Genomic DNA, 19502 nt, shown 5'->3' with positions numbered 1-19502 from the left:
GGTTGTCGTGCTCCCACGAAGGGATGTCTCCTTCCCCGCCCTCGATACAGAGTTATGTACCTTTTTGTTACCTCTGTCTAGTTTGGCAGGGAGGGGTGTGGCGAAGAAGACCTCGGTCCGCACATACGCCGTGGACGCACTGAGCAGAGGATCCCCGGCGACGGCGGAGGTCTGGCGCATCAACTCGATCAGCCGGGCCGACAAATCCAGGTACCCGTATTTGTAGGCAACCGCATCGGCCGCACGGTAGGTGGCCACCAGCAACGCCGAGATGCCTGCGGGATCATCCGACGCGTGCACCCTGCGGATGAGTTCGCCGAGCAGCTCGGGCAGGGTCTGCGACAGCCGCACGTACTGAGCGCTTAGGCGTTTTTGGACCGCGCCGGCGACGGATGCTCGAAGCGCGGGCATGGGACGCACTGGGCCCTCGTCAGGGATGTCGTAGGTGGTGATGACCTTGCGAAGTGCGGGAATCGCGTCATGCACGCGGCCGTCGAGGCGGCCAGAGTTCCCCAGGAGCCGGGAGGGATCAATGCTCAACGCCGCGGCGATGGCGTCTAGGACGGGGCGTGTACCCTGCTCGATCTTCCGGAGCAGGCTGAGGGAGATATGGGCGGCCAGGGCGAGGTCTTCCTGGGTCATGCGGCGTGCGCTGCGGATCGCGGCTATGCGACCTCCGGGGCCTTCGCCAGCGGCTTTGCGGGGCATCTCGGCTCCGTTCATCCAGACAGGGCAGATGGCAGTTCCGTGATGCTGTCGATCTGCCAATCCACTGCGCTCAGCACAGCCGCGTCGGCGCCCCACAGGTGTCCCCAGGGGCCACGCCGGATCATGCACGTGCGTAGACCGAGAGCTTTCGCGGGGATGATGTCGTTCGCGGGGTGGTCGCCTACGTAGACCGTTTCGTGGGCAGGAGCCTTGGCAAGCCGAACGACCTGGTCGAAGAATTCAGGATCGGGTTTCGCGACGCCCCATTCCTCTGATGTGGCGATCACGTCGGCGGGGATCGACAGCCCTCGCAGAAGATCACCGGCCTTGGCTGTCTGGTTTCCGGCGACGCAGACGCGCAGCCCCATGTCACGCAGGACCTGCAACCCGGGCCGTACGTCGGGGTACAAGTCGCTCTCGTCGAGGTATTCGCCCCGACCTGCCTCTTCGCGAGCCCGGCGCACCGCGTGCAGGTCGATGCCCGGTCGGAGGAGGCGGACCGCTTCCGCGTTGTCCATGCCCAGTGCTGTCACCGCCCCGACCAAGGCGGACAGGGTGTGGCGGGGGACGTTCAGCCAATCCGCAAGAGATCCCCAGTAGCGATCATCGCGGACCAGCGTCTCACCTATGTCGAACACCACAGTCATGACCACACTTCGGAGAGTAGGCCAGCTCGCTATAGTGCATCACGTAGCGCGACGACATTCGCCTGGGAAGCGGACCAAGGATCCTGTGGGCCGTACAGGTTTGCCAGTGTGGCTCCTGGGGCTGGGGATGTGTAAGAGACGTCCCGAGCGTTCGCCTGGATGACATGGCCTGCGATTCTTCGCCTGTTTGTGAATGCCGCAGGTTGAGCGGTCACGCTGGCTGTTGTTTTCTTGGGTTATCCACAGGTTTTTCGTCAAATCTCCGGGTTATCCACAGAAGATTGCTGGGGCCTGTGGGCAGGCGTCCTGAAATCTCACCGGCCAGGGCCTGAAGCGGCCTCCTTCGGTCGAGGGAGTGTCTCGTGCTCTGGCGTTGTGTCACGTTCTCCGTGGCTGTGGAGAGTCCGATGTCCCTTGTGGAAGGGCGGCGGGCCATCGCCGACGAAGGGTGACGGATCGTCTTCGCTTCCCTATGAGGTCATGTCGGCCCGCGCGCACTGACCGGCGCCTGAGCGCGGTTATCCCTAATCGAGGGGTTGGCCTACGGCGTTATCCACAGAATCGTGTTCGGGTCGACGGGGTCGCGGGCGTATGGAGAACCCTGGCGTAACCGACGCCGGGTGGTGGGCCCGGTAGGGATCTCCAGGAGGAGCAGATGGTTCGAACGAGCACGGTTCGTGGGCGACATGGTCGGCTGCGGTGGCTGCGTGCCCGGTGGGCGCCGCTGACCACCGGTGCGTGCCGTGACAGTGGCATGTCCACCGCCGAGTACGCGGTCGGAACGATCGCGGCCTGCGCCTTCGCCGCCCTCCTTTTCAAAGTGGTCACGAGTCCCGACGTCCAACAGATGATCACAACTCTGATCAACCGAGCGTTGACCGTGGCGGGATGACTCTCCCGGTGGCGGCGATCTTCTCCCGTCGGACCAGGGGGTCGGTGACCGCGGAGACGGCCGCGGTGTTGCCCGCCCTCCTGGTCGTGCTGGGAGCCGGACTGTGGGCGGTGTCGGCGGTCGAGGCGCAGCTGGAGTGCGTGGACGCGGCCCGGGCCGGGGCTCGGGCCGCCTCGCGCGGCGAGTCGCTGGAGCGGGTCCGCGGCAGCGCACTGTCCGTGGCTCCCGCGGGCGCGACCGTCGTGGTGACCCGAAGCGCGGAGACGGCGCGGGTGGAGGTGTCGGTGAACGTCAGGCCGCGCTGGGGCGCCTCGCTTCCGGGCGTCACCGTTCACGCGAGTGCCGCCTCCGTCACCGAGCCCGGAGTGGAGTGGTAGGCCCGTGACCCCTCCGCTTCCTGGGGAGAGCGGCTTGCCGTCAAGCCGCTCCCGCAGCCCCGCGATGGGCAGGTCCTGCCCGCAGGATGTGGATGACGGCGGGGCTGAGCGGGGGTCGGCCACCATCTGGACGGTCGGGCTCATGGCTTTGCTCTTCGCGGTCGCGGCGGCGGTCATGGTCGCGGGCACGGCCCGGGTCGCGCGCCACCGAGCGCAGAGTGCCGCCGACCTGAGCGCGCTCACCGCCGCTCGGCTGGCCTTCGCGGACCCGGACCGGAGTTGCGCGCGGGCCTCCCTGCTCGCTGCGGACAACGGGGTCAGGGTCACCCGCTGTTCGGTGGGAGATGACGGCATCGCGGAGATCGAGGTGACCATGGATGTCTCACTCCCCTTGAAGGGAGAGGTGTCGATCGGCGCCAGGGCACGTGCCGGCCCTGTCCACATCGCTGATTCAGGTCGGTGACGGGGGGATGAAAGCACATCAACAATCCGATGGGAACCAGCCGGAAAGCGATCAAGTACGGCTTCGAAGGGGTGAGAACAGGCGGCCGTGCCGGGCGCGCACCGATGAAATGGCATTCCCGCCAAGAAGAACGCCGCGACGGCAACAAGGCAGATCACTGCTCCGCACGGACGAACACTGAGAATCGGCGGACGGAGGTCTTCGGGAAACCGGATGCGCGAAGCTCCGGGAAACAAGGTCGCAATCAAATCACGACTTCTTGGACGGCGTGTCCAAGAGTCCGAAAGCTCACGTAAGGTGCCGCTTACCGGTGATCCGTGCTGTTTCCCGATCGGCCTGGGGAGGGTGAAATGCGAATCACCAGGTCACACGACATCATCGGGCGGCCTCGCGATCGCGGGGCCGGAGGGCGGGACCGGTGCGAGCCGGTCGGGAGGAGGGAACGGGCTGGCCGCCGGGTGACCGTACGGATGGCGGATGGCCGGATGGCGCGCGGTTCTCGACGAGGGGAAACGTCGTGACAACAGTTCGCAGACTTGTCGCCATGGCGATGATCGCGCCGATCGTGTCCGTCTCCTTTGTGCTCACCGCCGCGAATCCGGCGCAGGCCGTGGCGCGGCTGAACGTCCCGTCCCGGGTGACCTCCAACAGCACAGTGGTCATTTCCGGCAGAGTCGATCTTCTGTTCGACGCGGTCCTTTTCGTCAATGGCAGGCAGGTGGCGAAAGGAGATCAAAAGGTCTCCTACGCCTGGAATCCCCGCCATCACCGGAACGGCAGGTACCGGATCAGGCTTGAACAGCGGGGCAAGGTGCTCGGAGCCGAGTGGCACCAGACCGGCAAGACCCTGGTCCAGGCCGTTCCTCCGGCGACGCCGAGCGGGGTGAGCGCCCGGTTGTACGGCAAGCGAGTGGTCGTCAGATGGCGCAGGGGTGCCGAGCCCGACCTGCAGGGTTACGTGATCTCCACGAGCCGGACCGGCAGGGTCGGGTCCGTGCGGGTGGGCAGTGCGTGTTCCGGTGGTTCATGCAGGGCGACCCTGGCCGTTCCGGCGAAGGCGGCCGGACAGCGGATCGGGTTCACGGTGCGGGCCCTGCGCGGCAACGGCGGTGGCGGCACGCTCTCCTCAGGCGCCTCGGCCGGCGCCTCAGTGAAGGTGCCGGCGGCCACGGTGGCGAAGAGCGGCAGGAAAACCGGTGGCCAGGAGAGTTCCGGCACCCGGAGCGGATCGAACCAGAGCGACACGGGCAGTCAGCGGAACACCGAGAAAAGCGGGAAGAAGAGCGAGAACAAGCAGGCCGGAGTCCACGACCTTCCGCAGTTGCCCGCAAAGAAGCCCACGGGGGCCTCGAATCAGCCGTCGGGGACAGCGGTCGCGCCAACGGAGAAGCCCGGGGTTTCGGAAAAGGCAGAGAATGGCGGCGACGCCACCTCCTCGATCGCTGAGCCGGCCGAGAAGACGAATGAGGGGGCCGACGGCGATCGGGAGAAGAAGGAAGGCGCGGACAGTGCCCCCGACTCCGGAGCGACCGGCGCGGACTCCGACCCGGATACGAACACCACAGCGGGGTCATCTGACGTACCGACCGGCGGTATGAGTCAGTACGGCATGTTCATCGCCGGTGCTCTCGTCCTGCTGCTTCTCGGCGCGCACGGTGGTGCCTGGGTCCGTCGCAGGCTACTGGCCGCGGGGGACGATCCCGCCGGCGGAGACAGGCGCCGTGCCGACGGGGGCGATGGGCAGACCGTGCCCTTCGCGTCCGAGCCGCTCGGCGGAAAGGACACTAGGGGGGATGCCAGGACGACAGGCCGTGGCGGTACGGCGGACAGGAACGGCATGACCGGCACCGGCGGCAGGGGTGGTGTGGCGGGCAAGGGCGGCACCGCTGTCACCGTCGACCCACGGCGTCCCGCGGTCATCCTCGCCGTGGTCAAGACCGGCCTGGCCCCGAGGAGTCCATCGCCCGATTCCCATGGTTCGGGCCGCCCGCACCCTCCCCGGCAGTCCCATGATCGGCCCGCCTCGGATCGGTCCGTGCCGGATCGGTCCGTGCCGGAGCGGGCCGTCTCGGCCGAGCCGGCTCCAGCCCGGCGCGTCCCGGCTCAGCGCATCTCGATCAGGGATGCCCCGGTTCAGCCGATCTCGGTTCAGCCGGCTTCGGTTCGGCTGGCCTCTGTTCGGAAAGCCACTGACCGTGAGACGGAGGCACAGCGGGCGGGGACCCGTCAGGCGGGGGCCGAGCACGCAGAGGTTGAGCACCCGGAGGTCGAGCACGAGGAGACAGGGCAGGCAGGTCACGCTGGACGGCCGGGCGCGGATCCCGCTCCCGGCGCGACTCCGCTCTCCGAGGCCGGTGATGTCGGCCAGGCCGCGGCCCGGACGGCTGACCGGTGGGACGACTACCTTCCGCCCGCCCCCCGGTCCATGGAGGACAGCGGGTACTGGGAGCGCCCGCAGCCCGGCGCGACCGATTTCTGGGCCGAGGACCGTAACGACGAGGACCGTAACGACGACCGGGACGAGCGACGAGAGCGCGATGGCATCTCATCCTCGGGGCATCGCTTCATCCCCGGTATGAGCTGATCGGTCTTCGGCGGGCCGCCGCCGGGACGGCGGCCCTCACATCTGCGACTCGTCAAAGGAGAGCAGGACGGCCAGCAGGCGGAGGGCTCCGGCCTTGTCGAGGGGTTCGTTGCCGTTGCCGCACTTGGGGGACTGGATGCAGGAGGGGCAGCCGCGTTCGCACTCGCACGAGGCGATGGCCTCACGGGTGGCCGTGAGCCAGTCGCGCGCGCGGGCGTAACCGCGCTCGGCGAAACCGGCGCCGCCCTCGTGCCCGTCGTAGACGAAGACGGTGAGCAGTCCCGTGTCGGCGTGGAGTTCGGTGGAGACGCCTCCGATGTCCCAGCGGTCACAGGTCGCGAAGAGCGGCAGCAGGCCGATGGAGGCGTGTTCGGCCGCGTGCGCGGCGCCGCCGAGGTCCAGGCCGTCCTCGATCAGGGGCATGATCGCCGAGGTGGGCAGCGTCCACCAGACGGCGCGGGTCCGCAGCGTGCGCGGGGGCAGGTCGAGGGGTTCGTCGCCCATGAGCTCGCCGCTCTGGGCCCGGCGCTTGAGATAGGCCACGACCTGGCTGGTCACCTCCACCGAGCCGAAGTGGAGCTCTCCAGGACCGAGGGGGTGCGAGTCGAGGGACTCGATGACCGAGATATCGGTGACGTCCCTGGCGAAGGTCGTGTAGTCGGGCGCCCCGGCCTCGACCAGTGCGACCCCCGCCTCCAGGTCGAGTTCGGCCACCAGGAACGTCTCTCCCTGGTGCACGTAGACGGCTCCGGCGTGCACGGTGGAGTGAGCCGAGGGCTCGTCCACGGTGCCGAGCAGCCGTCCGGTGGACATCTCGACGACCTGGACCGGCGCGGCGCCCGACCCGCGGATGTCGGCGAGGTCGGTGGCGCGTCCCCTGCTGGTCCAAAACCAGCCCGCGGCGCGTTCCCTGAGCAGGCCGTCACCGACCAGGTCCGTGAGCACCTCCTTGCTGGTGGGGCCGAAGACGTCCAGGTCGTCGTGGGTCAGCGGGATCTCGGCGGCCGCCGCGCACAGGTGGGGGCCCAGTACGTAAGGGTTGCCGGGATCGAGCACGATCGTCTCCACCGGCCTGCCGAACAGGGCTTCGGGATGGTGGACGAGATAGGTGTCCAGGGGGTCGTCCCTGGCGATCAGCACCGCCAGCGCGTCCTGCCCGTCCCTTCCGGCCCGTCCGGCCTGCTGCCAGAGCGAGGCGCGGGTTCCCGGCCACCCCGCGATGAGCACGGCGTCCAGCCCGGAGACGTCGACGCCGAGTTCCAGGGCGTTGGTCGTCGCCAGGCCGAGCAGCTCCCCCGAACGCAGCGCCTTCTCCAGCCCCCGGCGATCCTCGGCCAGGTAGCCCGCCCGGTAGGCCGCCACCTTGTCGGGCAGGTCCGCGGGCGCGCTTCCGTCGGCGACGAGGTCGCCGAGCCTGGCCCGCGTGGTGAGGGCCACGGACTCGGCGGCCCGCCGGGAGCGGACGAAGGCCAGGGTCCGCACGTCGGAGGCGACGAGGTCGGCCAGGAGGTCCGCGCTCTCGGCGGTCGCGGGGCGGCGGACGGGTGCCCCGCCCTCGCCCCGCAGATCGGTCAGGGGTGGCTCCCACAGTGCGAAGGTGGTCGAGCCTCGGGGCGAGGCGTCCGTGGTCACCTCGGCCATCTGGAGGCCCGTCAGACGGTTCGCGAAGGCCCCGGGCTCGCTGGCCGTCGCCGAGGAGAGCAGGAAGGTCGGGCGTGAGCCGTGGCGCGCGCAGATCCGGCGCAGGCGGCGCAGGATCTGGGCGACGTGGGAGCCGAACACGCCTCGGTAGCCGTGGCACTCGTCCACGACGACCATCCGGAGCCGCCGCCAGAAGGCCGACCACTGAGTGTGACGGGGCAGCAGGCCGCGATGGAGCATGTCCGGGTTGGTGAGGACGTAGTTGGCGTGCCTGCGTACCCAGGTCCGCTCCTCGAAGGAGGTGTCGCCGTCGTAGGTGGCGGCACGGAGCTCGGGCGGGTCGAGCTCGCGCAGCGCGCGGAGCTGGTCGGCGGCCAGCGCCTTGCTGGGTGACAGGTAGAGGATCGTGCCGCCGTCGAGCGTCGCGGAAAGCGCCGGGACCAGGTAGGAGAGGGACTTGCCCGAGGCGGTCCCGGTGGAGATGATCACGTTTTGGCCACGGTGGGCCAACTCGGCGGCCTCGGCCTGATGCGGCCACAGGCCGGAAACACCGTGGTTCGCCCAGCGCGTAACCAATCGCTGGTCAACCCAGTCCGGCCACCGGGTCTTACCGGCCTGACGTGCGGGAACGTGCTCCACATGGGTGACACGCTCGCGACGTGCGGGAACATCGAGCAGGCGATTGAGGGCGTTACCCGCTCGGAGGGGCGAGGATGAGGGCGGGGTCACTGGTTTCAGTCTCACATCTGTGGGCAGAGTCGCCGGGAATCGTGATTTCGTATAGACACTGAGCGTACGCATGGTTGAATGCCGCGCGTCGGGGCTTGTCGTCCGGGGGTCATCCGGTCCCGGGAGGGCAAGCTCGAATCGGTACTTTCGCAGGCAAGGCGCTGGAGGATCTGTGGATCTGAAGTTGGACCACCATTCCGAGGACCGTCTCACCATCGTTGAGGTCGAGGGTGAGATTGATGTCTACACCGCGCCCAGATTGCGTGAGCTCCTGATCGACCTGGTCAACAAGGGGAATTTCCACCTGCTCGTCAACATGGAGAAGGTCGACTTCCTTGACTCCACGGGCCTTGGTGTCCTGGTCGGCGGGCTCAAGCGAGTTAGGGCGCACGATGGCTCACTGGAGCTTGTCTGCACTCAGGAGCGCATCCTGAAGATTTTCCGGATCACCGGGCTGACGAAGGTCTTCGGTATCTACGCCTCGGTCGACGAGGCCAAGGAAGCTCACGGTCGAGACAAGTAGTCGTGGCTACCGTCGAACTGACGTTCAGCGCTCTCCCCGCGCATGTGCGTACGGCACGTCTGGTCGCCACGGCGATCGCCAGACGCACCGGCGTGCAGGAGTCACTGCTGGACGAGGTACGGCTCGCTGTCGGTGAGGCGTGCTCGCGGGCCGTGGAGGCACACCGCCTCCACTGTCCGGGAGAGCCGATCCGCATCGAGCTACGTGATGACTCAGGGCGCTTCGAGGTGACCGTCACCGACTCCGCCCCCAGTGACGAACTGGAGCACGATCGCGGCCTCCTGGGGTTCGACGATCCGTTCGGGCAACTTCCCGACGACCTGATGGCCGGTTTCGGCATCGCGGTCATCGCGGGACTGGCCGACGACGTTCAGGTCTACCCGAGCCAGAAGGGCATGTGCATCCGCATGAGCTGGCCCGCGGTGACGAACGGCCTGTCTCCGGCCTGACAGAGGACTTCGGCAGCCGGGCGTGTCCAGATGGACACGCCCGGCTGTTCGTCGTGGGGCACCCAGTTTTGGACAAAACATAACCATGATATTTCCCACCCGAAATTGAGTGGAAACAGAGGCTGGCGTGGTAGGTGTGACGGGCGAAATGCCGTTATAAGCAGGTCGGTCGGTAAAAGATGCTGGACTCGGCGTCAATTGTCCGCAGGCAGAGGCTTCATATCCGCGTCCTCGCTGCGTAGACTCCCGGGACCGGCCAAGGTTTATCCTTCGGAGCGGCCCGCACGCGAGCCGTCCTCCGTGGGGGTCTGCAACTGGAAGCGGCACTGCCAACCATCCCGGATGTGCGCCGCTCCGCTCGTCTAACCACTTCGGCAGCGCACTCCGGGCAGGACGTGTTCCCGTCTTGCCAAGGAGAGTCGGATGTCTGTGCTCCATCTCGCCGCTGTCGAAGAGCCAGCGGTATCCCTGAGTGGTTACCACTTCAACATCGTGATCGTGGTCGCCGTCGTGGCCCTGCTCGCACTCGCCGTCGCCGGCACACTGGTGCGGGAAGTGCTGGCCGCCGGCCAAGGCACCGAGCGTATGCAAAACATCGCGCGAGCCGTCCAGGAAGGGGCTTCCGCGTACCTTACCCGGCAGTTCCGGACGCTCGCGCTGTTCGTCATCCTGATCCCGTTCCTGCTGTATCTCCTCCCGGCGGAGACGACCGGCGTGCGGATCGGCAGATCGGCTTTCTTCGTCGTCGGCGCGCTGTTCTCCGCGCTGACCGGATTCATCGGCATGTGGCTGGCGGTCCGCGGCAACGTCCGCGTCGCCGCCGCCGCCCGCGAGTCGGGTGAGAAGCTCGCGATGCGGATCGCCTTCCGCACCGGCGGCGTGGCCGGAATGATCACTGTCGGCCTCGGCCTTCTCGGCGCGGCCGTGGTGGTGATCACCTACGGGGGCAACGCCCCGGCCGTGCTGGAGGGCTTCGGCTTCGGCGCCGCGCTGCTCGCGATGTTCATGCGAGTCGGTGGCGGCATCTTCACCAAGGCCGCCGACGTCGGCGCCGACCTGGTCGGCAAGGTCGAGCAGGGCATTCCCGAGGACGATCCGCGCAACGCCGCCACCATCGCCGACAACGTGGGCGACAACGTGGGCGACTGCGCGGGCATGGCCGCCGACCTGTTCGAGTCCTACGCGGTCATGCTCGTCGCCAGCCTGATCCTGGGCAAGGTGGCCTTCGGCGTCGAGGGACTGGTCTTCCCGATGATCGTGCCGATGATCGGTGTGATCACGGCGATCATCGGCATCTTCGTCACCGCCCCGCGCGCGGGCGACCGCAACGCGATGGCCGCGATCAACCGGGGCTTCTTCATCTCGGCGGCCATCTCGGCCGTCCTCGTCGCGGTCGCGGCCTACCTCTACCTGCCGGCCAGCTTCTCCGGGCTGACCGGGGTGAGCCCGGAGATCGCCGCGATCACCTCCGACCCGCGCCTGATCGCGATCGGGGCGGTGCTCATCGGCCTGGTGCTGGCAAGTGCCATCCAGATCCTCACCGGCTACTTCACCGAGACGAACCGCCGTCCGGTGCGGGACATCGGCGAGAGCTCTCGCACCGGTCCCGCCACGGTCATCCTGTCCGGCATCAGCGTCGGCCTGGAGTCGGCCGTCTACTCCGCGCTGGTCATCGGAGCCGCCGTCTACGGCGCGTTCCTGCTGGGCTTCGGCAACGTCACGGTCGCGCTGTTCGCCGTGGCGCTGGCGGGAACGGGCCTGCTGACCACGGTCGGCGTGATCGTGTCGATGGACACCTTCGGTCCCGTCTCCGACAACGCCCAGGGCATCGCCGAGATGTCCGGCGACGTCGAGGGCGAGGGTGCCCAGGTCCTCACCTCGCTGGACGCCGTCGGAAACACCACCAAGGCGATCACCAAGGGCATCGCGATCGCCACGGCCGTGCTCGCCGCGACCGCGCTGTTCGGCGCGTTCCGTACGGCGGTCGAGAACGAGCTGGTCAGGGCGGGCGCCTCCGTCAAGGAGGCGCTGGGCTCCTTCAGCACGTTCAGCCTGAGCATCGACTCACCGAACGTGCTGGTCGGCCTGATCATCGGCGCCGCGGTGGTGTTCATGTTCTCCGGCCTCGCGATCATGGCGGTCGGCCGCGCGGCCGGTCGGGTGGTCTTCGAGGTACGCGAGCAGTTCCGTACCAAGCCGGGGATCATGGCCGGCACGGAGTTGCCCGACTACGGCAGGGTCGTGGACATCTGCACCCGCGACTCGCTGCGGGAGCTGGCCACGCCCGGTCTGCTGGCCGTGCTGACCCCGATCGCCGTCGGTTTCGCCCTCGGCTACGCGCCGCTCGGCGCGTTCCTGGCCGGTGCCATCGCGTGCGGCACGCTGATGGCGGTGTTCCTGGCCAACTCCGGCGGAGCCTGGGACAACGCCAAGAAGCTCGTCGAGGACGGTCACCACGGCGGCAAGGGTTCGCAGGCCCACGAGGCCACCATCATCGGTGACACCGTCGGTGACCCGTTCAAGGACACCGCCGGACCGGCGATCAACCCGCTCCTCAAGGTGATGAACCTGGTGGCGCTACTGATCGCCCCGGCCGTGGTGGCCTACGCGGACAGCCCGGCGCTGCGCATCGGCATCACGGTGCTCGCGGTGGGCATCGTCATCGCCGCGGTGGTCATCTCCAAGCGTCGTTCGGCGGGCATCGCCCCGACGGAGGAGAACAACAGCGACCGCCAGCCGGAGCAGGTCTCCAGCTGAGCAATGTTTGACGAAGGGGTGCACGGGCCGCGTGCACCCCTTCCGCATGTGCGGACCGTCTCGATGGGAAACTGGCCGATATGGAACAGCAGCCCTCCGGAGGCAGAACACTCATCCTCATCCTGCTGGCGATGGCCGCGGTGTTCGCGGTGATCGTGGGCCTTGCCATGTGGGCCTCGAGATGACGGCGCGCACGCTCGTCGTGCTGCGTCACGCCAAGGCGGCAAACCCCTCCGGCCTCGCCGATCGCGAACGTCCCCTGAGCGCCGACGGCGAGCACGACGCCCGCAGGGTCGGTGAGGCCCTCGCCGCGCAGGGCCTCCGCCCCGACCTGGTGCTCTGCTCGCCGTCGGTGCGCACTCGGCAGACCGCGAACCTGGCCCTTCCCGGGGCGGACGTCCTCTTCGAGCCGGCCATCTACGAGGCCTACCCCGACGAGTTGCTGACGCTGATCCGGCGGAGTGATCCGCGGGTGCGCACGCTGGTCCTGGTCGGTCACAACCCCGGCGTCCACGAGCTGGTCAGGCAGCTCACCGAGGACGAGGACGACGGCGACGACGGGTTCCCGCCGGGGGCGTTCGCCGTCATCGAGGTGGACGGCGAGTGGACGGAGCTCGACGTCGGCCGCGGGATCGCCAGCTGGAGCCCCAAGAAGCCCTGAGGGTCGGGGCAAGGCGTAACGAGGGGAGCCGCGCCCACCGCTCCCTGGGACCGGGGGGTGGCATGCGCGGGCTCGTCGACATGCTGCGTGCCGACTTCCGGCTCTCCGGGCCTCCCGCCTGGACGTACGGCCTGCTGTGCATGCTGGTCGTCTGCTTCCCGCTGCTGCTCGGCGTTCTCCTCGGCCGTCTGGAGGAGGGCGCCTCGGTGGCCCTGGGCGGCTATCTGACGCTCTTCGGCGACGCCCCCGGACAGCTGTACGGCGACCGGGTCAGAAGGTTGCTCACCACCACGGCCACCGTCACGCTCGGCTCCGGACTCGGCGCGCTCATCCACCCCCACCCGTGGCCGATCGCCGCCGTGGTGGTCGGCCTGGTCGCGGCGGCGGGCATCTACTGGCGGGCACTGGGCATACCCGCGGTCCTCTCCGTGACCTTGACCTACTTCGCCCCTTCCGGCATGGGCGTTCTGCTCCACATGGGGGCCTCGGCCTGCGGTGGCCTGCTGGCCGTGCTGGCGGTCATGGCGATCTGGCCGTTACGCCGCCGCCGGCCGCTTCGCAGGACCGTGGAGGAGGCGGGTACGGCGCTCGCCGACCTTCTGGCCGGCGGGGGGCGGGCACCGCTCGCGGACGAGAGCTGGGAGTCGCTGCGCCACCGGGCCGCCACCGCGCTCAAGGACCTGGAGGCGGCGCTCTCCCTCTACCGGGTTGTCGGGGAGGAGGACGGGTCGCCGGAGCGGCTCCCGGCCACGCTGACCCGCGTCTTCCAGCAGACGATCGCGTTGCGCGTGTTGCGCGCGGCGGCGGTGGAGACGGTGGAGGCGAGGGCCGGGACGGAGTGGACCCGGGAGCTGGACGAGGCGATCGGGGCGCTGGCCCGCGCGCTGCGAGAGGCGGCACTGCTCGGCGGCTCGGCCGAGATGCCCGGGGCGCTGGCCGCCGTCGGGCGGTTCGCCGACAGTGTGGAGGAGATCCGCAGAACCGCTCGTGCGGGGGACACGCCGCTGCCCGCGGCCGCGCTGCTGGGGCAGGTGACCCGGTGTGTGGACCGGATCGCGATGGCCGTGCGCTCGGTGGAGCAGCAGGCGGCGGAGAGTGTCGAGATGGGGCCGCGCCTGCCGAAGTTCGTACGGTCGAGAAAACCGGTGATCACGACCGGCTACCACCCGATCAGAGTGGGCCTGGCGGTGACCGCGGCCATGGTGCTGATGCTGGTGATCCACGAGCACTACGCCAAGTGGTTCGTGGTGACCGTGGCGGTCAGCCTCCGCCCGACCTACCGCGACACGGTGGATCGGGTGCGGCTGCGGGTGCTGGGCACGGCCGTGGGCGCGGTGGCCGGGGCGGTGGTGCTGGCGGTCGCGCCGGGACATCTGTATCTGACGCTGTTCGTCTCCGTCTGCGCGGCGTTGGGCTTCGCACTGCGCGGGTGCAGCTACGGGTACTGGATGATGCTCGCCACCCCGCTCTCGCTGATGCTGGCCGACTTCGCCCTGTCGCTCGACTGGGGCGCGGCCGCGGCCAGGGTGGTGCTCACGATCACGGGTGGCGTGCTGGCGTTGCTCTTCGCCCGGCTGCTGTGGTCCAGGGGGTACCGGGCCACGCTGACCGCCGCCATCGCGGAGGTGCTCGATCGGCACGCCGCGCTGGTGCGGTCACTGATCGACCAGGATCCCAGGGAGGTGAACGCCCGGATCTCCTCGGCGACCGACGCCGCCGGGCGGCTCGCCGACTCGCTCGACGGGCTGGACAAGGAGCCGAGCGGTGGTGCGCCGCGGCGCCTGCGGGATGCGGTGACGGTGGCCGGGCGGCTGCGGGACAACGCGCTCGCGCTGTTCGCGATACCGCCACCCGGGAACGAGTCCGACCCCACGGGGGCGGTCCTCGACCTCGTCGCCGACCGGTTGGAGAAGGCCGCCGAGGGGGTCAGGACGGACCGGCCGGGAACGCCGCCCGACGATCTGGACCGGGCCCTCGACGAACTCGGCGCGTACGTGGACGAGCTGGCCGCCCGCCGCCTGGACGAGCTGGCCGAGGGGGCGGGTGACAGGATGACGGGTCTGCGGCGCAGCATCAGGCACGCCGCCGCCGCGCGGCCCGCCCTGCGGGGTCTCAGCGCCGAAGCCGTACGGTTGGCCTCCCTGACCGCCCCGAGGAGCTGTTAGCCGCGATCGTCCGCGGGGCGGGGGTGTTCAGCGGTCGTTGGCGATGACGCCGTCCTCGGCGTCGGCGTCCTCCACCTCGGCACGGGGGATGCCGAGCAGGTAGAGGATCGAGTCGAGGTAGGGCACGTTGACCGCGGTGTCCGCGGCGCGGCGGACCACCGGTTTGGCGTTGAACGCGATGCCGAGGCCGGCCGCCGCGATCATGTCCAGGTCGTTGGCGCCGTCGCCGATGGCGATGGTCTGGCTGATCGGGATGCCCGCCTCGCGGGCGAAGCGCTCCAGTGCCCGTGCCTTGCCGGGCCGGTCGACGATCTCCCCGACGACCCGCCCGGTGAGCACGCCGTCGACGACCTCCAGGGTGTTGGCCGCGGAGTAGTCGATCCCGAGGTCCTCCACGAGGGCATCGGTGAGCTGTGTGAACCCGCCGCTGACGATCGCGAACCGGTAGTCGAGCCGCTTCAGCGTCCGTACCAGCGTGCGGGCGCCGGGGGTCAGCACGAGCTCCTCGCGCACCTTCTCGAAGACCTCCGTGGAGAGGCCCTCCAGCAGTGCGACCCGGCGGCGCAGCGACTCGGCGAAGTCGAGCTCGCCGCGCATCGCCTCCTCGGTGACCCTGGCGACCTCCTCCAGGCAGCCGGCGTGCGCCGCCAGCAGTTCGATCACCTCGGCCTGGATGAGCGTCGAGTCGACGTCCATCACGATCAGCCGCTTGGCCCTGCGGTGCAGGCCGGTCCGCTGCACGGCGACGTCCACCTGCTGGGCGTGCGCCTCGACGGCCAGCTCGGCCCGCAGGGTGTCGGGGTCGGCACCGGACAGGGAGAGCTCGATGCAGGTCACCGGGTAGCTGGACAGGCGCTCGATCCGGTCGATATTGGCGCCGGCCGCGGCGATCCGCCCGGAGATGCCCGCCATGGCGGCGGGCTGCAGTGGCGCGCCGAGCACGGTGACGTTGAGCCGTCCCCTGCGCCGCTTCTCCTTCGGATCGGAGCCGGTGGACATCTCCACGTGCAGACCGAGATCCTCGGCGGTCCGCTCGACGGTGGTCCAGAGGGCACCGAGGGTGCCGCCGGTGCCGGTCGGTGTGTCGCCCGCGTAGGAGACGAGGACGCCGAGAGTGAGCCGGCCGCGGATGACGACCTGCTCCACGTCGGCGACGACGACGGGGAATCCGGCCAGAACAGAGAAGAGGCGTGAGGTCACGCCTGGGCGGTCCGGACCGGTCAACGTGATCAGAAGCGTGCGCTGGTTCATCGGGTCCTACGCTACTTGGCTCCGGTTTCGACCGTGAATGCGGTTCGTCATCCGGACACCTGGAGTTCACGGAACGTCAGTGACCAGGGGAGTTCTGTTCCCTGCCCAGCTCGGCCGTCACCTCGGCCGCGGTCTGCCGCAGGGCCTCGGCGAGCGGGGAGTGGGTGCCCGCGGGAACCGAGGAGGTCGTGCCGACGATGGCCATCGCGGCCAGCAGGACCGGGCCGCGGAACACCGGGGAGGCGATACTGCGCACGCCGTTGACGGAGGGGGTGTTGGCCGAGATGTTGTCCTCGCGGATCTTCACGAGCTCCTGGCGCAGCTCAGGGGAGGCGGCCAGCTGTGCTTTGAGGCCGGGAACGTCCTCCGAGGGAAGGAAGGCGCAGAAGACCCGGCCCTGGGCGGATTCGGTCCGCGAGAGGCGGGAGCCCATCCGGACGCTGACCCTTATGGTGCGATCGGTGTTGTCGTCGACGCGGACGACGACGGCGGTGTCGCCGTCCCAGACGCTCAGCACCACGGTCTCGTCGATCTCCCTGACGAGCCGCTGCATGTACGGCCCGGCGATGCCGATCACGGGCATGCCGACGCGGGCGGCGGCGGAGAGGGTGAGGATCTGCGGTCCCAGGGAGTACAGCGCCTCGCGCTCGTCGTAGCGGAGCAGGTTGCTCTCGCGCAGGGCCTTGGTGTACCGGTGCGCGGTAGCCTTGCTGGTGCCCAGGCTGGCGGTGAGCTGGTTGAGCGTCAGGTGCGGGCGGCTTACCGTGAACGCGCTGAGGATCATCGCGGCCCGCTGGACGGTCTGGATCGCCGGGGTTCTGTTCTCGCCGGCGACTCCCTTCAGGCTAGGCACTGGGTCGTCACCCATATTGGTTCCCTCGCGTTATGTGTGGAAGCTTGGCGCCGAGCGTATATTCTGCATTGCGAGACAGCATCCTGCCATCCAGAACATTCAATGTCGATGGCCCTGTCCCTCGACATCGCCGAGCGCGTGCCTGACGGCGATCCCGGCGTACAGGCGCGCGAAGCGCACCAGCGTCCGCGGATCGAAGACGTCCCGCCGGGGGTCGGCCGGGTCGGATCCGGGCGCGGGGCCGACCCTGGCGGTCGGGACCCCGTGGCCGCGCAGCACCACCCCGTCCGTCGAGCCCTTCCAGCCGGAGATGGCGGGCGGGGGTTCGCCGTGCTCGTCGTGCCAGGCGGCGATCGCGTGGCGGATCACCGGGGCGTCGGGTGAGGTCACCCCGGCGGGATGGACCAGCCGCGCGTCCACGCTCACCCGGCAGCCGTCCAGCGGCCCGCCGGGGATTCCGGCCCGCATCCTGGCGAGTACGGTCCGGGCGATCTCGTCGGGGTCGTCGCCGGGGACGGTGACCAGGTAGAGGTGGAGCTCCACGACGCCTGGCAGCAGGTCGGGCTTCTCCAGGAGCCCTCCCCGTACCGCGCCGATGCCGGCCTCGGCGGCGAGCTGGCGGCCGGCGGCCGCCCTGGCCGCCACGTGCTCGGTGCGCCACGACTCCAGGATCGCGGTGGCGGTGCCGAGGTTGGCGAGGAGCCCGCCGCCCGCGTCCCTGGCCAGCACCGGCCGGTAGGGGCCGCCCAGCCGTACGCGCAGGAAGATCGCTCCGGGCTCCTCGTGGAGGACGCCGCGCGGGCCGCACTTGGCGACCACCGCGGCCGAGGGCAGCGGGTGCGACCGGAGATGCTCGTCGATGCCCGAGGGCCCGGCGGGGGCGAACGGTGACGAGTGCGTGCCGCCCGAGGCCAGGAGCAGGGAGAGGCGGTGCGGCAGGCCGTCGCGTCGCAGGGCCGTGGCCGCGGCCGCGTATCCCGCCAGCGCCGCGGCGGCGGGTGCGCGGGCGACGCCGAGGCCGAAACCCGCCAGCAGGCCGGACGCCGGATCCACGGAGAGCGGCGCGGGCTCCTCGTCGATCCCGGTGGCCCACCGGTCGTGTTCGACGTCACCGGACAGGGAGGTGTCCAGGTGGGAGTAGAGGAGCAGTTCGGGCCCCGAGCCGCCGGCGGTGGACGTCAGGTTCGCCCCCTCGGCACCGACCGCTTCGAGGCTCCAGGGCAGCTCGGGCCAGCGGCTCCGGGCCCACGCCGCCAGCCGGGTCGCGGTCGCGCGCTCCCGGCCCCGGGGACTGGGGCCGGCGGCCATCACCCGGATCGCCTCGATGATCGGCTCGCTGGAGATCGCCGCGTCCGTGGCGTGTCGCAGCTGTCGCAGGGCATCGCTCTTCATGCTCACATATTAACTCTATGCAAGATGGCATCTCGCATATTGACAACGCTTGCGGTCGAATCCTACTGTTCCCCCACGTTGCCGACGAGGGAGGACTGATGGTCTACGTCGTGACCGACGCGTGTGTGGACGTGCAGGACAGATCGTGCGTGGAGGAGTGCCCGGTCGACTGCATCTATGAGGGCGACCGGATGATGTACATCCATCCGGATGAGTGCGTCGACTGTGGCCGGTGCGAACCCGCCTGCCCGGTGATGTCGATCTTCCATGAGGAGGACCTCCCGGCGGAGGCCACCAGGTTCGCCGAGATCAACGCCGAGTTCTTCGCCGACCTGGGCTCTCCCGGCGGGGCCAGGAAGGTCGGCCGCACCGGCAGCGACCATCCCGCCGCGGTGCCTCCCGGCGGTGGGTCGTGACGGTGCACGACGTCGATCTGGTGATCGTCGGCGCGGGCCCCTCGGGGTTGTACGGCGCCTACTGCGCGGGCTTTCGCGGCATGTCCGTCGCCGTGATCGACTCGCTGCCGGAGCCCGGCGGCCAGATCTCGGCGCTCTACCCGGAGAAGGACATCTTCGACGTCGCGGGATTTCCCGCGGTGAAGGGGCAGCGGCTGGTCGACGAGCTGGTGGCGCAGGCGGCGCAGGCCGATCCGCTCCTCCTGCTCGGGGAGAGCGCCTGCGAACTGCTGCACGACGAGGAGGGTGTGGAGGTCGTCACCGACGTGGGCACCCGGGTGCGTGCCAAGGCCATGCTCCTCACCGGCGGCATCGGCACCTTTACCCCTCGGGAGCTGCCCGTAGGCGAGGAGTACCTGGGACGGGGACTGCGCTACTTCGTCCGCAGGCTGGACGAGGTGGCCGGCCACGACGTCGTGGTGGTCGGCGGCGGAGACTCCGCGGTGGACTGGGCGCTCGCCCTGGAGCCGCTGGCGCGCTCGGTGACGCTCGTGCACCGCAGGCCCCTCTTCCGTGCGCACGAGCGCAGCGTGGCGACGCTGCACGCGTCGTCGGTACGGGTGCTGACGCCGTACGAGGTCGCCGAGATCGGCGGCGACCCCCTTGTCGGTGAGGTCGTCGTCGAGAAGGTCAAGGAGGGTGACCGCGTCACGCTGCCGGCCCAGACCGTGGTGGCGGCGCTCGGTTTCATAGCCGACCTCGGGCCTGTCCAGAAGTGGGGCCTTGAACTGCGTAAACGGCACGTCCTCGTCGACCGGTCGATGAGGACGAACCTGCCCAGGGTGTTCGCCGCCGGGGACATCAGCGACTACGACGGCAAGGTCAGGCTGATCTCCGTCGGGTTCGGCGAGGCCGCCGCGGCGGTCAACAACCTGGCGCCGCTGGTGAATCCCGCCCTCGGTACCACGCCCGGCCATTCTTCCGATGCGGCCTGAGTTCGACAGTCGGTAGAGTC

The 19502-nt window shown here is 69.5% G+C and carries 17 protein-coding genes; 11 read left to right on the top strand and 6 right to left on the bottom strand.

All coding sequences use genetic code 11. From position 1 onward, the window contains the following. Together AB0J58_RS36650 and AB0J58_RS36645 are read right to left on the bottom strand one after the other, a co-directional pair. On the bottom strand, positions 1 to 708 hold a 708-nt coding region (locus tag AB0J58_RS36650), incomplete at its 3' end, for a helix-turn-helix transcriptional regulator (protein WP_364224524.1). 11 nt (positions 709 to 719) lie between these two features. Further along, positions 720 to 1355: an HAD family hydrolase gene (locus AB0J58_RS36645; protein WP_364224522.1), complete on the bottom strand. Its 636-nt coding sequence runs from the start codon at positions 1353 to 1355 to the stop codon at positions 720 to 722. Between the two features lie 655 nt (positions 1356 to 2010). Between AB0J58_RS36645 and AB0J58_RS36640 the strand changes: the two genes are divergently transcribed. The 4 genes from AB0J58_RS36640 to AB0J58_RS36625 all read left to right on the top strand — a co-directional run bounded on the left by AB0J58_RS36640 (position 2011) and on the right by AB0J58_RS36625 (position 5671). Then, positions 2011 to 2247 (top strand): DUF4244 domain-containing protein, encoded by a 237-nt coding sequence (locus tag AB0J58_RS36640; RefSeq protein ID WP_364224516.1) that lies wholly within the window; start codon positions 2011 to 2013, stop codon positions 2245 to 2247. After that, positions 2244 to 2624, top strand: coding sequence for a TadE family type IV pilus minor pilin (locus AB0J58_RS36635; protein WP_364224514.1), 381 nt, complete (start codon positions 2244 to 2246; stop codon positions 2622 to 2624). Before AB0J58_RS36640 ends, AB0J58_RS36635 begins: the two co-directional genes overlap by 4 nt. Positions 2625 to 2688: 64 nt before the next feature. Continuing rightward, on the top strand, positions 2689 to 3087 hold the full coding sequence (locus AB0J58_RS36630; RefSeq protein WP_364224520.1) for an Rv3654c family TadE-like protein: 399 nt from the start codon (positions 2689 to 2691) through the stop codon (positions 3085 to 3087). Positions 3088 to 3604: 517 nt separating this feature from the next. Then, positions 3605 to 5671, top strand: a complete 2067-nt coding sequence (locus tag AB0J58_RS36625; protein WP_364224512.1) for a hypothetical protein — start codon at positions 3605 to 3607, stop codon at positions 5669 to 5671. 36 nt (positions 5672 to 5707) lie between these two features. Here the strand turns inward: AB0J58_RS36625 and AB0J58_RS36620 are convergent, their stop codons facing one another. Beyond that, the gene (locus tag AB0J58_RS36620) at positions 5708 to 7951 is read right to left on the bottom strand and encodes a DEAD/DEAH box helicase (RefSeq protein WP_364224518.1); all 2244 of its coding nucleotides are present in this window, start codon (positions 7949 to 7951) and stop codon (positions 5708 to 5710) included. A 262-nt stretch (positions 7952 to 8213) separates the two neighbouring features. On the opposite strand from AB0J58_RS36620, the gene AB0J58_RS36615 reads away from it, so the two are divergent. The 5 genes from AB0J58_RS36615 to AB0J58_RS36595 all read left to right on the top strand — a co-directional run bounded on the left by AB0J58_RS36615 (position 8214) and on the right by AB0J58_RS36595 (position 14596). Beyond that, entirely contained in the window at positions 8214 to 8564 is a 351-nt protein-coding gene (locus tag AB0J58_RS36615) for an STAS domain-containing protein (protein WP_030916965.1), read from the top strand. 2 nt (positions 8565 to 8566) lie between these two features. Continuing rightward, positions 8567 to 9013, top strand: coding sequence for an ATP-binding protein (locus tag AB0J58_RS36610; protein ID WP_364224510.1), 447 nt, complete (start codon positions 8567 to 8569; stop codon positions 9011 to 9013). Between the two features lie 423 nt (positions 9014 to 9436). Beyond that, on the top strand, positions 9437 to 11770 hold the full coding sequence (locus AB0J58_RS36605) for a sodium-translocating pyrophosphatase (RefSeq protein ID WP_364224508.1): 2334 nt from the start codon (positions 9437 to 9439) through the stop codon (positions 11768 to 11770). A 181-nt stretch (positions 11771 to 11951) separates the two neighbouring features. Beyond that, complete coding sequence (locus AB0J58_RS36600; protein WP_364224506.1) at positions 11952 to 12431, top strand: histidine phosphatase family protein; 480 nt, start codon at positions 11952 to 11954, stop codon at positions 12429 to 12431. Positions 12432 to 12493: 62 nt separating this feature from the next. Next, positions 12494 to 14596 (top strand): FUSC family protein, encoded by a 2103-nt coding sequence (locus AB0J58_RS36595; protein ID WP_364224504.1) that lies wholly within the window; start codon positions 12494 to 12496, stop codon positions 14594 to 14596. Between the two features lie 27 nt (positions 14597 to 14623). Here AB0J58_RS36595 and serB read toward each other — a convergent pair whose 3' ends face one another. From serB to AB0J58_RS36580, 3 genes are all read right to left on the bottom strand, one after another. Further along, entirely contained in the window at positions 14624 to 15847 is a 1224-nt protein-coding gene (gene serB, locus AB0J58_RS36590; RefSeq protein ID WP_364224502.1) for a phosphoserine phosphatase SerB, read from the bottom strand. Positions 15848 to 15923: 76 nt separating this feature from the next. Further along, positions 15924 to 16700, bottom strand: a complete 777-nt coding sequence (locus tag AB0J58_RS36585; RefSeq protein WP_343961802.1) for an IclR family transcriptional regulator — start codon at positions 16698 to 16700, stop codon at positions 15924 to 15926. 99 nt (positions 16701 to 16799) lie between these two features. After that, positions 16800 to 18092 (bottom strand): hypothetical protein, encoded by a 1293-nt coding sequence (locus AB0J58_RS36580; protein ID WP_364224500.1) that lies wholly within the window; start codon positions 18090 to 18092, stop codon positions 16800 to 16802. Between the two features lie 98 nt (positions 18093 to 18190). On the opposite strand from AB0J58_RS36580, the gene fdxA reads away from it, so the two are divergent. Then, entirely contained in the window at positions 18191 to 18508 is a 318-nt protein-coding gene (fdxA, locus tag AB0J58_RS36575; RefSeq protein WP_343961806.1) for a ferredoxin, read from the top strand. Next, entirely contained in the window at positions 18505 to 19482 is a 978-nt protein-coding gene (locus tag AB0J58_RS36570; RefSeq protein WP_364224498.1) for an NAD(P)/FAD-dependent oxidoreductase, read from the top strand. The genes fdxA and AB0J58_RS36570 overlap by 4 nt, the downstream gene beginning before the upstream one ends. The last annotated feature ends 20 nt before the right edge of the window (positions 19483 to 19502 follow it).

The sequence above is a fragment of the Streptosporangium sp. NPDC049644 genome (genome assembly GCF_040675205.1).
Classification (GTDB): Bacteria; Actinomycetota; Actinomycetes; order Streptosporangiales; family Streptosporangiaceae; genus Streptosporangium; species Streptosporangium fukuiense.
The sequence above is the reverse complement of the archived record's forward strand: the minus strand, read 5'-3'. Positions and strand labels throughout refer to the sequence as shown.

Bases quoted from the DNA above. Each gene is read 5' to 3' on its own strand.
- fdxA (WP_343961806.1), top strand. From the start codon at position 18,191: ATGGTCTACGTCGTGACCGACGCGTGTGTGGACGTGCAGGACAGATCG.
- AB0J58_RS36595 (WP_364224504.1), top strand. From the start codon at position 12,494: ATGCGCGGGCTCGTCGACATGCTGCGTGCCGACTTCCGGCTCTCCGGG.
- AB0J58_RS36630 (WP_364224520.1), top strand. From the start codon at position 2,689: ATGGGCAGGTCCTGCCCGCAGGATGTGGATGACGGCGGGGCTGAGCGG.
- AB0J58_RS36580 (WP_364224500.1), bottom strand. From the start codon at position 18,092: ATGAAGAGCGATGCCCTGCGACAGCTGCGACACGCCACGGACGCGGCG.
- AB0J58_RS36645 (WP_364224522.1), bottom strand. From the start codon at position 1,355: ATGACTGTGGTGTTCGACATAGGTGAGACGCTGGTCCGCGATGATCGC.
- serB (WP_364224502.1), bottom strand. From the start codon at position 15,847: ATGAACCAGCGCACGCTTCTGATCACGTTGACCGGTCCGGACCGCCCA.
- AB0J58_RS36605 (WP_364224508.1), top strand. From the start codon at position 9,437: ATGTCTGTGCTCCATCTCGCCGCTGTCGAAGAGCCAGCGGTATCCCTG.
- AB0J58_RS36635 (WP_364224514.1), top strand. From the start codon at position 2,244: ATGACTCTCCCGGTGGCGGCGATCTTCTCCCGTCGGACCAGGGGGTCG.
- AB0J58_RS36600 (WP_364224506.1), top strand. From the start codon at position 11,952: ATGACGGCGCGCACGCTCGTCGTGCTGCGTCACGCCAAGGCGGCAAAC.
- AB0J58_RS36640 (WP_364224516.1), top strand. From the start codon at position 2,011: ATGGTTCGAACGAGCACGGTTCGTGGGCGACATGGTCGGCTGCGGTGG.